Origin of the sequence: Enterobacter cloacae complex sp. S2 (assembly GCF_015159675.1) — a bacterium.
Lineage (GTDB): Bacteria > Pseudomonadota > Gammaproteobacteria > Enterobacterales > Enterobacteriaceae > Enterobacter > Enterobacter intestinihominis.
Map to the genome: position 1 here is coordinate 1 of NZ_JADDTS010000026.1, position 13,688 is coordinate 13,688.

Genomic DNA, 13,688 nt, shown 5'->3' on the forward strand with positions numbered 1-13,688 from the left:
GTGATCACATATTAAAATAATGTTAATTTTTACCGGGCATGATTCGTGCCCGGTAAAATTAAAATACTATTTGCGGGTGGCATACCAGCAAAGTAATGATCCGGCGCAAACCATTAATGCCCCTTGCCAGAATGAGAATGAAAGCGGAGAGCTCAGCATAATAGCCGCCAGCGCGGCAGAGAGTACCGGGGTGAAGTAGGAGACGGCCGCAAGCACCGTGACGTTACCGTGGAGGATCCCAATGTTCCAGGCGGCGTAGCCAAAGCCAAGGGCAACACCACACATCAACAGTTTCACGACTACCGGCACGCTGAATACCATTTCGGGCTGATCGCTGACGGCATATTTGACCCACAGGCTCAGGGCGGTCAGCAGGACGAAAAGAGTAATGCCATTTTGCCCTCTGGCATACCTGCTGGTGACGGTGCAGTAGGCGGCCCAGATAAAGGCACCGGCAAATGCCAGCCCGTAGCTCAGCGGGCTGGAAACGATGTTTTGCATGATGTCGTGAACGTGCAGCCCGTTTTCGCCGCCTAAGACCCAGCCCACGCCCAACAGGGAGATCGCTAAGCCGGGGATCACCCACAGGGTGGATTTTTGTCCGTTGAACAAAATGGCGAACACAATCGTCAGGCTTGGCCAGAGATAATTGACCATGCCCACCTCAATTGCCTGCGAGCGCGTCGCGGCAAAGCCAAGCGACAGGGCAAGGCACATTTCATAGCTGACAAACAGGACGCTGCCCGCAATGAGATAGCCTTTCGAAAACCGTTTAATATCAGGGAAACCTACCGTCGCCAGACACAATAATCCGCTGACGGTGTAGATCATCGCTGCGCCCCCCACCGGGCCAAGTCCCTCACTGACGCTGCGGATGAGACCCACCATGGTGCTCCACAGCAGTATGGCCACCAGGCCAATCAGCGTTGCTCTTTTTCTGTCCATTACCCTGCCAGTCTCATAAAAATCAAAGGGTAAACTTATAGCATCTAACCCATTCACCAGGCGAATTTTCTGTTTCGCGGTTAACCCGAAAGGAGTAATAAATCATACCGGCGGTGACTATTAAGGGGGCGAAGTTCGGCGACCTTGATTTGACGCAAAAAAAACAGGGGCTTTGCTGTTAGTTTGCGGCGCGAAGTCTTATCAGATAACGAGGACAGCAATGGACGTCAGCCGCAGACAATTTTTTAAAATCTGCGCGGGCGGTATGGCCGGAACAACAGCCGCAATGCTGGGATTCGCTCCCAAAATGGCGCTGGCTCAGGCACGCAACTATAAACTGCTGCGCGCGAAAGAGATCCGTAACACCTGCACATACTGCTCCGTGGGTTGTGGGCTATTAATGTATAGCCTGGGTGATGGCGCGAAGAACGCCAAAGAAGCGATTTATCATATTGAAGGGGACCCGGACCATCCGGTGAGCCGCGGGGCGCTTTGCCCGAAAGGGGCGGGGCTGCTGGACTACGTCCACAGTGAAAACCGTCTGCGCTATCCGGAATATCGTGCGCCGGGCTCTGATAAATGGCAGCGCATCTCCTGGGACGAGGCCTTCTCACGTATTGCAAAACTGATGAAAGCGGATCGCGACGCCAACTTTATTGAAAAGAACGAGCAGGGCGTTACGGTAAACCGCTGGACCTCCACCGGGATGCTGTGTGCGTCTGCGGCAAGTAATGAGACCGGCATGCTGACGCAAAAATTTGTGCGCTCCCTCGGCATGCTGGCGGTTGATAACCAGGCGCGCGTCTGACACGGACCAACGGTAGCAAGTCTTGCTCCAACATTTGGTCGCGGTGCGATGACCAACCACTGGGTTGATATCAAAAACGCAAACGTCGTGGTGGTGATGGGCGGTAACGCCGCTGAAGCCCATCCGGTGGGATTCCGCTGGGCGATGGAAGCGAAAAACAACAACGATGCGACGCTGATTGTCGTCGATCCACGCTTTACGCGTACGGCATCGGCGGCTGATATTTATGCGCCGATCCGCTCCGGTACGGATATTACGTTCCTTTCCGGCGTGCTGTTGTACCTGATCGAAAACAATAAGATTAACGCGGAATACGTTAAGCATTACACCAATGCCGGCCTGCTGGTGCGGGAAGATTTCGCCTTCGAAGATGGCCTGTTCAGCGGCTATGACGCAGAGAAACGTCAGTACGATAAATCGTCCTGGAACTATCAATTCGACGAAAACGGCTACGCGAAACGCGATGAGACCCTGACCGATCCGCGCTGCGTGTGGAACTTGCTGAAACAGCATGTTTCCCGTTATACGCCAGACGTGGTGGAAAACATCTGCGGTACGCCGAAAGCAGACTTCCTGAAAGTATGTGAAGTGCTGGCCTCCACCAGTGCCGCCGACAGAACAACCACCTTCCTGTACGCGCTGGGCTGGACGCAGCATACCGTGGGCGCGCAGAACATCCGTACCATGGCGATGATCCAGCTGCTGCTCGGCAACATGGGGATGGCCGGTGGCGGCGTGAACGCCCTGCGCGGACACTCCAACATTCAGGGCTTAACCGATCTCGGCCTGCTGTCGACCAGCCTGCCGGGTTACCTGACCCTGCCGTCGGAGAAGCAGACCGACTGGCAAAGCTGGCTTGACGCCAACACGCCAAAAGCGACGCGTCCGGACCAGGTGAACTACTGGAGTAACTATCCGAAGTTTGCCGTCAGTCTGATGAAATCGTTCTACGGCGATGCGGCGCAGAAAGAGAATGACTGGGGCTTTGAGTGGTTGCCGAAATGGGATCAGGCTTACGATGTCATCAAGTATTTCAACATGATGGATAAGGGCGACGTCACGGGGTATATCTGCCAGGGCTTTAACCCGGTGGCGTCATTCCCGGATAAAAACAAAGTCGTTCGCAGCCTGAGCAAGCTGAAGTACATGGTGGTTATCGATCCGCTGGTCACCGAAACGTCTACGTTCTGGCAGAACCACGGCGAGTCTAACGATGTCGATCCGGCATCCATTCAGACCGAGGTGTTCCGACTGCCATCGACCTGCTTTGCGGAAGAGGACGGTTCTATTGCCAACTCTGGCCGCTGGCTACAGTGGCACTGGAAAGGTCAGGATGCGCCGGGTGAAGCGCTTAATGACGGCGAAATTCTGGCCGGGATTTACCATCGTCTGCGCGAAATGTACCGCACCGAAGGCGGCAAAGGCGCTGAGCCGCTGCTGAAGATGAGCTGGAACTACAAGCAGCCGGATCATCCTGAGTCTGAAGAGGTGGCAAAAGAGAACAACGGCGTGGCGCTGGCCGATCTGTACGATGCCAACGGCAATCTGGTGGCGAAGAAAGGCCAGTTGCTCAATAGCTTCGCGCTGTTGCGTGACGACGGCACCACGGCCTCGTCATGCTGGATCTACACCGGCAGCTGGACGGAGCAGGGTAACCAGATGGCCAACCGTGATAACGCCGATCCGTCAGGCCTGGGCAACACGCTGGGCTGGGCATGGGCGTGGCCGTTGAACCGCCGCGTACTGTACAACCGTGCCTCGGCAGACGTGAACGGTAAGCCGTGGGATCCGAAACGCATGCTGATCGAGTGGAACGGCACGAAGTGGACGGGGAACGATATCCCGGACTTCAGCACCGCCGCGCCGGGCAGCAACACCGGGCCGTTTATCATGCAGCCGGAAGGGTTGGGACGTCTGTTTGCCATCGACAAGCTGGCGGAAGGGCCGTTCCCGGAACATTACGAGCCGATGGAAACGCCGCTCGGCACTAACCCGCTGCACCCGAACGTAGTTTCCAGCCCGGTAGTGCGTATCTATGAAGATGACGTGCTGCGTTTAGGTAAAAAGGACAAGTTCCCGTATGTCGGAACTACCTACCGCCTGACTGAGCATTTCCATACCTGGACCAAACATGCGCGGCTTAACGCCATCGCGCAGCCGGAACAGTTTGTGGAGATAAGCGAAACGCTGGCGAAGGCGAAAGGCATTGCCAATGGCGATCGCGTGACGGTGAGCAGCAAGCGCGGCTTTATTCGCGCGGTAGCGGTGGTCACCCGTCGTCTGCAAAGTCTGAACGTACACGGCCAGCAGGTAGAAACCGTCGGCATCCCGCTGCACTGGGGCTTTGAAGGGGTGGCGCAGAAAGGCTACATCGCCAATACCCTGACGCCAAACGTCGGCGATTCCAACTCGCAAACGCCGGAGTATAAAGCGTTTCTGGTCAACATCGAGAAAGCGTAAGGAGCGATTAAATGGCGATGGAAACACAAGACATTATTAAACGCTCCGCGACCAACCCGATAACGCCCGCGCCTCGCGCGCGGGACTACAAGGCAGAAGTCGCCAAGCTGATCGATGTCTCCTCCTGCGTGGGCTGTAAGGCCTGCCAGGTGGCCTGCTCGGAGTGGAACGATATCCGCGACGAGGTGGGGCACTGCGTTGGCGTTTACGATAACCCGGCTGATCTGAGCGCCAAGTCCTGGACGGTGATGCGCTTTAGCGAAACCGACCAGAACGGCAAGCTGGAGTGGCTAATCCGTAAAGACGGCTGTATGCACTGTGAAGATCCGGGCTGCCTGAAGGCATGCCCGTCTGCGGGTGCAATTATTCAGTACGCCAACGGGATCGTCGACTTCCAGCAGGATAACTGTATCGGCTGCGGCTACTGCATCGCAGGCTGTCCGTTTAATATCCCGCGCCTCAATAAAGAAGATAACCGGGTCTATAAATGCACGCTGTGTGTCGATCGCGTCAGCGTCGGACAGGAGCCTGCCTGCGTGAAGACCTGTCCTACCGGGGCTATCCACTTCGGCACCAAAAAAGAGATGCTGGAAGTGGCGCAGCAGCGGGTGGATAAGCTCAAAGCGCGCGGCTATGACAAGGCCGGGATTTATAACCCGCAGGGCGTGGGCGGTACGCACGTCATGTATGTTCTGCACCACAATGACCAGCCGGAGCTGTATCACAATCTGCCGAAGGATCCGGCGATCGATACCTCAATCAACCTCTGGAAAGGGGCGCTTAAGCCGCTCTCAGCGGCGGGCTTTATCGCCACCTTTGCCGGGCTGATTTATCACTACATCGGTATCGGGCCGAATAAAGAGGTGGATGACGACGAGGAGGAGCATCATGAGTAAGTCGAAAATGATAGTGCGCACAAAATTTGTCGATCGCGCCTGTCACTGGACGGTGGTCATCTGCTTCTTCCTGGTGGCGGTATCCGGCATTTCGTTCTTCTTCCCGACGCTACAGTGGCTAACGGAAACCTTCGGGACACCGCAGATGGGGCGCATTCTGCATCCGTTCTTCGGCGTACTGATTTTCGTGGTGCTGATGTTTATGTTTGTACGTTTCGTTCATCACAACATCCCTGACAAGCAGGATATTCCGTGGCTAAAAGGGATTGTTGAGGTTCTGAAAGGCAACGAGCATAAAGTCGCGAAGGTGGGCAAATATAACGCCGGGCAGAAGATGATGTTCTGGACCATCATGAGCATGATTTTTGTGCTGCTGGTGACCGGGGTGATCATCTGGCGTCCGTATTTTGCGCACTATTTCCCGATTCAGGTAGTGCGCTACGCGCTGTTGATCCACGCGACCTCGGCCATTATTCTGATCCACGCCATTCTGATCCATATGTATATGGCATTCTGGGTGAAAGGGTCGATTAAAGGCATGATTGAAGGGAAGGTGAGCCGCCGCTGGGCGCAGAAGCACCATCCGCGCTGGTACCGCGACATTGAGCGTCTTGAAGCGCAAAAAGAGAGTTCGGAAGGGTTGAAGTAAACCTCGCGCCGTCGGCATTGTCCGGCGGCGCTGCGCTTGCGCGGCTTTTAGCTACGTATTGGTAATTAACGCATCAATTCCTGCAAGAACACTGCTTCTTGCACTGCGCAGATTACATACATAATCCTTATTATTAAGTTTTTTTGTCTCCACGTGTGTGATGTTGGCTGTATTAAGAAAATATGTCTGGAATTCAAGGTTCACCAGTGGCGTTGCAGCGTTTGAATATCCTCTTAAATGATTGTGATAGCTTAACGGGACAATAAGTCTCGTTGATAAGTCGTCATAATTATCGTGCTGAATAATCATAAAATAGGGTTGATATTCACACGTTCTGTTTGATGGATTGCGGTAAACGTCAAACTGAAAACACATCAAAGCCCTCCGAAATAAGGGTCATCCGATAATAGCCCAGCTTTGGCCGTTAATTCATTCATTGATTTAATAAATCCTTGATCCTGTTGACGCTGCCGCTTGAGCTCTCCTACTGTAGAGAGTGGGCGAGGTCTATTCCCCGTAGGGCGCTCTGTCGTAGCACATCTTTCTGTGCGGTTCGGTTTCATGTTTTCTCCTTTGTTGGTGCGGTCATTATCAACCGCAGCCAACAAAAAACAATACTGTTTCCCCTGGTAATCTACATTATGCGAGCCGTCTTCCAGTAATATCAAAACCGCTCTGCAATATACCGGAAGGGATATTTTGTTGGCTTCACTTTGCCGATCTTGCGTTTCGGTAAATCCACCTTGTCAACGTGAATTTCTTTATAGGGGATCTGTGAAAGCAGATGCGAAATAATATTCAACCGAACCCGTTTTTTATCTTCTGAGCGCGCCACAAACCACGGCGCCCAGGCGGTGTCGGTCGCTTTAAACATCGCATCACGGGCGAGGGTATATTCATCCCACAGATTGAAAGATTTTATGTCCATTGGAGACAGCTTCCAGATCTTGCGACCATCATTAATGCGATCGCGCAGGCGGCGTTCCTGCTCTTTTGGCGTTACTTCAAGCCAGTATTTCAACAATATGATACCGGCATCGACCATCGCTTTTTCCATTACCGGCGTTCCATCAAGAAATTTTTCGGCCTGCTCTTCGGTACAGAAACCCATTACTCTTTCCACGCCTGCGCGGTTGTACCAGCTCCGGTCAAAAATGACGATTTCACCGGCAGAGGGCAGATGGGGAACGTAACGCTGAAAATAGAGCTGACTTTTCTCTTTATCTGTGGGGGCCGGTAACGCAACAACGCGAAACACCCGGGGGCTGACGCGTTCGGTGATGGCTTTGATGGCGCCGCCTTTACCCGCGCCGTCTCGCCCTTCAAAAACAATACAGACCTTTAACCCTTTGGCGACCACCCATTGCTGGAGCTTAACCAGTTCAACATGGAGGCGGCGAAGCTCTTGCTCGTACGCTTTGGTTTTGAGCGGCGCGTTTTTAACGACATCATCAACAACACGGGTTTTCTTCTTACTGACCATGGCGGGGCTCCCTATGGGTCCGGTCGCGGGATCGAGGCCGTACTAAGCGTGTAATCGGCCTGAATGAATGGATTAATGTGTCAGAAAGCTGATTTGAACTGGTTCACCATACAAGTTTAATCAATAATGCACGCTGCGTATTTTTTAACAGTGGTCGCGGTATGAAAAAAACAATTTTTTCGTTAGCACTGGCTACCTTTGGCCTGGGGATGGCTGAATTTGGCATCATGGGCGTGCTGACAGAACTGGCTCATGATACGGGCATTTCGATTCCCTCCGCCGGAAATATGATTTCGTTTTACGCTTTTGGCGTAGTGATCGGCGCGCCGATTGTGGCGCTGTTTTCCAGTAAATTTTCGCTGAAAACAACGCTGCTGTTTCTGGTGGCGATGTGCGTCGTCGGTAACGCGCTCTTTACCTTCTCTGACACCTACATAGGGCTGGCGACGGGGCGCTTAATCTCTGGTTTCCCGCATGGCGCGATTTTCGGTGTGGGGGCGATAATCCTGTCAAAAATTGCGCCACCGGGTAAGGTGACGGTTGCTGTAGCAGGGATGATTGCCGGGATGACCGTTGCCAATTTGCTTGGCGTCCCGCTCGGGACGTGGCTGGGACATGAATTTAACTGGCGTTACACCTTCTTTTTGATTGCCGTCTTTGATGCGCTGGTGATCCTCTCTGTTCTGCTGTGGGTGCCAGACATTCACGACACGACAACCACCCGGCTGACAGAACAATTCCACTTCCTGAAAAAACCGGAACCGTGGCTAATTTTTGCCGCAACGATGTTTGGCAATGCCGGGGTGTTTGCCTGGTTTAGCTTCGTGAAGCCGTTTATGGTCAACGTGTCAGGCTTTTCCGAGGGCGTCATGACCGCGATCATGATGCTGATGGGGCTGGGCATGGTGCTGGGTAATGTCTTCAGCGGCAAGCTGTCGTCGCGCTTTAGCCCGCTGCGCATTGCTGCCACCACCGACATGGTGATTGTGGCTTCGCTGCTGTTACTGTTCGCGTTTGGCGAGCTTAAAACAGCTTCACTGGTAATGGGGTTCGTCTGCTGCGCCGGGCTGTTTGCGCTCTCTGCGCCGCTGCAAATACTGCTGCTGCAAAATGCGAAAGGCGGCGAGATGCTGGGCGCCGCAGGCGGGCAAATGGCGTTTAACCTCGGCAGCGCAATAGGCGCGTATTTCGGTGGAATGATGATTACGCTCGGCTTTAGCTGGAGCTATGTCACGCTTCCGGCAGCGATCTTATCCTTCTCAGCAATGACCTCTCTGTTGATGTACGGTTTTTTATGTGCCAAAAAGCGTCAGGCCAACGCAGGAGCGCTGGCCTGATTTCACGCTTTGCCCGCTGGTCGCGGGCACAGGAGGGGACTACACGAATTTCGCCAGCGGGTCAGCGGCGGCAAATGCGACTGCTTTGTCTGCTGCTGGCGGGTAAATCAGTTCGTTGGTGATGGCGACTTTGATCTTTTTGCCTTCCTCGCGCACGGATTTAACACGCTGTTCCCAGCCCTCGGTGTACACCGCGCCCCAGCCACCCAGATCCAGACAGGTGACGTAATTCACTTGACGGTAAGGGTACGGCTCCAGATTTAACAGGCTGGCAGCTGCGTTATGTCCGGCGAATTTCCCCAGCTGGATCGCGTGCTGGCAGGTCATCAGTGCCGTGTTGCCCGCATCGTCCGTTTTGGCGTGCGCCATATCACCCGTCGCGTAAACCTCCGGATGCGCAGGGACCTGCAACGTGTCGGTGACGATAAGGCGTCCCTGAGTGTCGCGTTCCCCGTCAATTTGCAGGCTGAGGGGGTTAGCTTCTACCCCTGCCGTCCACACTACAGTCGCGCTGGCAATGCGCTCTCCATTTTTCAGCGTCACGCCGCTGGCATCAATAGCTTCAATTTCACTGTTTAAACGCCATTCAACATCCAGCGCGTTGCTTGCTTCTTCAATGGTGTTACGCAGCGCCTCGCTGTAACGCCCGCCAATAGTTGCACCTCTTTCAACTACGATTACTTTAGTCTTTGTATCGGCGCCGAAGCGGGTGCGAAGACGAGCAGGGAGTTCCGTTGCCAGCTCAATGCCGGTAAAACCGCCTCCACACACGACCACGGTATTGCGTTCTGGGGTGGAGGGGCGCGAAACAAGAGAATCAAGATGTTGCTCGAACAACCTGGCGGAGTCGAATTGGTCGATATCAAATGCGTATTCAGTCAGACCGGCAATCGGCGGACGTTTAGTCTGGCTACCGGTTGCGAGGATCAGACGTTCCCAGTTGACTTCGGCAATGGCGCCGTTTGAATCGCGATACAAAACGGTTTTAGATGAGGTATCAATACGTTGTGCTTCGCCCGAAATAAAGGCAATACCCAGCTCAACAAACAGTTCGGTCAGTGGCGCGACCATCGTCGACACGTTCTCTTCATAAAAACGTGGACGAACGCGCAGTTCCGGCACCGGGGCCAGCACGGCAATGCTGAGGCTATTATTACCTTCCAGAGCAGAAAGACGCGCGGCGCTGACCGCAGCCCACATACCGGAAAACCCACTACCCACAATTAAAATCTGCTTTTTCATACTCGATCCTTTTGTTCGTCAGGCTGTGTGTCTGACATAACTGCCACTATACTTGTCGGAGTTAACTGCGACAACTTCTTTCTGAGTTAAAATTCGTTATAATGCAGCGAACAATAACCCGGAGTGAGCCATGGCGTTTTACAGTTCTGGTGTGGAATATGGCATTCATAGCCTGATGTGTATGGTGGATGCAAAAGGCAATGAGCGTGAGATGAGCGTCCGGGAGATGGCGGCCTTGCAGGGCGTACCGTACGACTATCTTGGGAAGATTTTCACTCGTTTGTCACGCGCGGGGCTGGTTATCAGCACTGAAGGCAAGGGGGGAGGATTCCGGCTGGCGCGTCCGGCAGAGCTGATCAGCGTGCTGGACGTGGCGCACGTCATCGACGGCGATAAGAATATGTTCGAATGTCGGGAAGTGCGTCAGCGCCTGGCGGTATTTGATGAAACGCCACCGGCCTGGGTCTGTGACGGACCGTGCGGGGTGCGATCGGTTATGGACAGCGCGCAGCAGCGGATGGAAGAGGAGTTAGGACGCCATACCATCCTGGATCTGGCGCGGAAGATGTATCGAAAAGCGCCGGACACGTTCCAGATCGAGGTTCAGGAGTGGATTTCCGATCGCCGTTCGTCTACGTGACAGGCCGGGCAGGACAAACCCGCTACCCGGCCACCGCGGTTAAGAACGTAAATCAATCACCATACGGCCACGGATCTGGCCCTGTTCCATCTCTTTAAAGATGGCGTTGATATCTTCCAGTGGGCGCATCGTGACTTTCGGAACCACCTTACCTTCAGCCGCAAACTGGAAGGCTTCGAGCAGATCCTGACGAGTACCCACCAGAGAGCCCACCACCTGAATCCCATCCAGGACCAGACGTGGAATATCCAGGCTCATCGCTTCCGGCGGCAGGCCAACAGCCACCACGCGGCCTCCGGCGCGAACCGCGTCAACGGCAGAGTTGAAGGCCGCTTTCGCCACCGCCGTCACCACTGCCGCATGTGCGCCGCCGGTTTTCTCCTGAATCACTTTTGCCGCATCTTCACTGCGGGAGTTCACGGTTAAGTCTGCGCCCATGCTGGCAGCGAGCTTCAACTGCTCGTCATTCACGTCAATGGCGATAACTTTCGCATTAAAGACATTTTTGGCGTATTGCAGTGCGAGGTTGCCCAGACCGCCCAGGCCATAGATCGCAATCCACTGGCCGGGTTTGATCTCAGAGACTTTTACCGCTTTGTAGGTGGTGACACCGGCGCAGGTGATGCTGCTGGCCGCCGCAGAGTCCAGCCCCTCCGGGACTTTAACCGCGTAATCCGCGGTCACGATGCACTCTTCCGCCATGCCGCCGTCGACGGAGTAACCCGCGTTTTTTACGTCACGGCACAGAGTTTCGTTGCCGGTATTACAATATTCACAGTGGCCACAGCCTTCGAAGAACCACGCCACGCTTGCACGATCGCCAACTTTCAGTGACGTGACGCCCGGACCAATCTCTTTGACAATACCAATCCCTTCATGGCCGAGGATCACCCCGGTCTTGTCGCCAAAATCGCCATTTTTAACATGGAGATCGGTATGGCAAACGCCACAGCACTCCATCTTCAGCAGCGCTTCACCATGTTTGAGCGCGCGTAAGGTTTTCTCTGTAACGTTAACCTGATGATCCTGAGTGACAACAGCAGCCTTCATGTGTTTCTCCTTTTACTAATGAGTATCTGCATAGCAGGTGTAATACCCATTAAGGATTAATACTTTGGCGCTGTAATGCAAGGCAACCGCAACATAATGTCATCAATTAATTCAGTTTCAGATTAAGAATACGGTGATCCTCTAATAATCAGTAGGGGAAAACGCTAACGTAAAAAACCCGGCGTAATGACCGCCGGGTACAGATTTATAGTTGGGCTTCTATCTCCTCAATCTCTCTTCGCCATTGCGCCTGCAACTGCGGTTTTTGGTGTTTTGGCTTGCGCGCCAAATCCTCTTCCAGCAGCATTTCCAGGGCAACCAGGCGTTCGAGCAGATCGTCAGACGCTGAAGGTGGTGCCTTCGATGCGGTCTTCGACGCCTCAGGCACCACCGGACCGGTGCTCGCACGCAGGCGCTCAAACACCGCCTCCGCATCGTGCCATTCGCTAAGCCTGCCGTCCTCAATCAGCCAGTAGCGGTTACAACTCTGGCTAATTAACTGACGATCGTGGCTCACCAGCAGCACTCCGCCTTCAAACTGTTGCAGTGTTTCCGCCAGCGCCTCTTTGCCTTCCATGTCCAGGTGGTTGGTTGGCTCATCCAGCATCAGAAGGCTATAGCGAGCAAGCGTCAGGCCGATGAACAGCAGGCGCGAACGTTCCCCACCGCTCAGCGTACTGACTTTTTGTCCGTGACGCGCCCACGGGAACCCGGCACTGATGAGGGCCATTTTACGGGTCTGCGGATCTGGCGCGAAAGGCTCCAGCGCGTCAAAGATTGTTGCCTCCTCCGAAAGCTGATTCAGCGTCTGATCGTAATAGCCTGGCGACACGCGAGGATGAAGTTTCAGGCCAGTCTCTGAAGGTTCACCTGAGAAATGCCGCCAGATAAGCTTCATCAGTGATGATTTGCCGCAGCCATTACGCCCGACGATAGCCACGCGATCGCCACTTCTAAGCCGCGCAATGTCGACGTGAAACAGCTCAGACAGGCCAGGCTCAGGCGCTACGCTTAGGTTTTCCATCTCCAGTAGCCGGTCTGCCCGCAGGGCGTCACCGCGCAGGGTTAATGTCCACGGACTGCCTGCGGTGAGCTCTGTCTGACTCTCCTTAAGCCGTTCGACCTGCTTTTCCATCTGTTTGGCTTTGCGGGCCAGATCTTCGTTATCGTAGACCTTGCCCCAGGTGGCCAGCCGTCTGGCACTGGCGGTTACGCGATCAATCTCCTTTTGCTCCGCCTTATGCCGCAGCGCATCACTTTCGTCTTTGGCTACCAGCGCCTGACGCGCGGCGGTGCAGGGAAGGGCGAAGTAGTGCAACATCTTATCGCGCAGGATCCAGCTGCCGTTGGTGACGGCATCCAATAGTTGCCTGTCGTGTGAGACCAGCACAAAGCTGCCGGACCAGTTCTGTAAAAACTGTTCCAGCCAGAGCAGGGTCGGCAAATCGAGGTGGTTACTCGGTTCGTCCAGCAGTAACAGATCTGGATCGCCGATCAGCGCCCGCGCCAGCAGGAGACGCGTGTGCTGCCCGCCGCTCAGCGTTGCCGACGTTAAGGCCATGTCCTGCGGTGTAAAGCCCATACCCGCCAGCAGCGTTTCAGCTTTCCAGTGCAGACTCTCGCGTTCAGTCGCGGGCAGTTGCGCCAGCACGGCATCCAGCATGGTCAGGGGATAAATGGCTTCTGGCAGGTGTTGCTCAACGCGCGCCATCAGACAGTATCCGGCCAATGCGACGGTTCCGGCAGCAGGGGAGTCTGTGCCGTCCAACACCTTCAGCAACGTACTTTTGCCGCAGCCGTTGTCGCCCAGCAGGCCAATGCGGTCGCCTTTTTTCAGCGTAAAGGAGAGGGAGTCGAACAGCGTGCCAAACGCCGTATCAACACGTAAAGATTGTGCAGTGAGTAAAGTGCTCATTGTTGCTTACCCAAGAGTTACAGGCATGTTTATGCCTCGTCAAACATCGCTGACGATAACTCAGTAAGCCCGAGAGAAGGGATTTCAGGGGTTGGTGTCTTCGCTCAAGCGGAAGTTATCGCAGCACGATACCGATAACGCTTGAGCTGGTGCGATCACCAAATGTATGTGAAACATTGAAAATTTCACAGTACAGCATAATTGGCCTCCTTATAAGTTAAGTGATTATTAGTAACCATCACTATACAACATTTTCATAGAAT

11 protein-coding genes are annotated in these 13,688 nt (G+C 54.3%); 5 read left to right on the forward strand and 6 right to left on the reverse strand.

Going from position 1 to position 13,688, the window contains the following annotated elements:
• Positions 1-66 precede the first annotated feature (66 nt).
• Positions 67-945, reverse strand: a complete 879-nt coding sequence (gene yddG / locus IPZ49_RS13305) for an aromatic amino acid DMT transporter YddG (RefSeq protein ID WP_045308154.1) — start codon at positions 943-945, stop codon at positions 67-69.
• 220 nt (positions 946-1,165) lie between these two features.
• On the opposite strand from yddG, the gene fdnG reads away from it, so the two are divergent.
• The 3 genes from fdnG to fdnI are packed head-to-tail and all read left to right on the forward strand — an operon-like array spanning position 1,166 to position 5,758.
• Positions 1,166-4,213, forward strand: a complete 3,048-nt coding sequence (fdnG, locus tag IPZ49_RS13310) for a formate dehydrogenase-N subunit alpha (RefSeq protein WP_114138713.1) — start codon at positions 1,166-1,168, stop codon at positions 4,211-4,213.
• Positions 4,214-4,224: 11 nt separating this feature from the next.
• Positions 4,225-5,109, forward strand: coding sequence for a formate dehydrogenase subunit beta (gene fdxH / locus IPZ49_RS13315; RefSeq protein WP_003857048.1), 885 nt, complete (start codon positions 4,225-4,227; stop codon positions 5,107-5,109).
• Positions 5,102-5,758: a formate dehydrogenase-N subunit gamma gene (gene fdnI, locus IPZ49_RS13320; RefSeq protein ID WP_023300174.1), complete on the forward strand. Its 657-nt coding sequence runs from the start codon at positions 5,102-5,104 to the stop codon at positions 5,756-5,758. Before fdxH ends, fdnI begins: the two co-directional genes overlap by 8 nt.
• 51 nt (positions 5,759-5,809) lie before the next feature.
• On the opposite strand, the gene IPZ49_RS13325 is transcribed toward fdnI, so the two are convergent.
• Both IPZ49_RS13325 and ppk2 read right to left on the reverse strand, forming a co-directional pair.
• Complete coding sequence (locus tag IPZ49_RS13325; RefSeq protein ID WP_074143077.1) at positions 5,810-6,133, reverse strand: CcdB family protein; 324 nt, start codon at positions 6,131-6,133, stop codon at positions 5,810-5,812.
• A gap of 289 nt (positions 6,134-6,422) precedes the next feature.
• Entirely contained in the window at positions 6,423-7,241 is an 819-nt protein-coding gene (gene ppk2, locus IPZ49_RS13330; RefSeq protein WP_032671172.1) for a polyphosphate kinase 2, read from the reverse strand.
• A gap of 161 nt (positions 7,242-7,402) precedes the next feature.
• On the opposite strand from ppk2, the gene araJ reads away from it, so the two are divergent.
• Positions 7,403-8,578 carry an MFS transporter AraJ gene (araJ, locus tag IPZ49_RS13335; RefSeq protein ID WP_063145869.1) on the forward strand — a complete coding sequence of 392 codons (1,176 nt, stop codon included), beginning with the start codon at positions 7,403-7,405 and terminating at the stop codon, positions 8,576-8,578.
• A gap of 39 nt (positions 8,579-8,617) precedes the next feature.
• Here araJ and IPZ49_RS13340 read toward each other — a convergent pair whose 3' ends face one another.
• Positions 8,618-9,820: an NAD(P)/FAD-dependent oxidoreductase gene (locus IPZ49_RS13340; protein WP_063145870.1), complete on the reverse strand. Its 1,203-nt coding sequence runs from the start codon at positions 9,818-9,820 to the stop codon at positions 8,618-8,620.
• Between the two features lie 130 nt (positions 9,821-9,950).
• Between IPZ49_RS13340 and IPZ49_RS13345 the strand changes: the two genes are divergently transcribed.
• Complete coding sequence (locus IPZ49_RS13345; RefSeq protein ID WP_063145871.1) at positions 9,951-10,460, forward strand: Rrf2 family transcriptional regulator; 510 nt, start codon at positions 9,951-9,953, stop codon at positions 10,458-10,460.
• A gap of 39 nt (positions 10,461-10,499) precedes the next feature.
• Here the strand turns inward: IPZ49_RS13345 and adhP are convergent, their stop codons facing one another.
• The gene (gene adhP, locus IPZ49_RS13350; RefSeq protein WP_023306254.1) at positions 10,500-11,510 is read right to left on the reverse strand and encodes an alcohol dehydrogenase AdhP; all 1,011 of its coding nucleotides are present in this window, start codon (positions 11,508-11,510) and stop codon (positions 10,500-10,502) included.
• A gap of 205 nt (positions 11,511-11,715) precedes the next feature.
• The gene (locus IPZ49_RS13355; RefSeq protein WP_063145872.1) at positions 11,716-13,425 is read right to left on the reverse strand and encodes an ABC-F family ATP-binding cassette domain-containing protein; all 1,710 of its coding nucleotides are present in this window, start codon (positions 13,423-13,425) and stop codon (positions 11,716-11,718) included.
• Between the last annotated feature and the right edge of the window lie 263 nt (positions 13,426-13,688).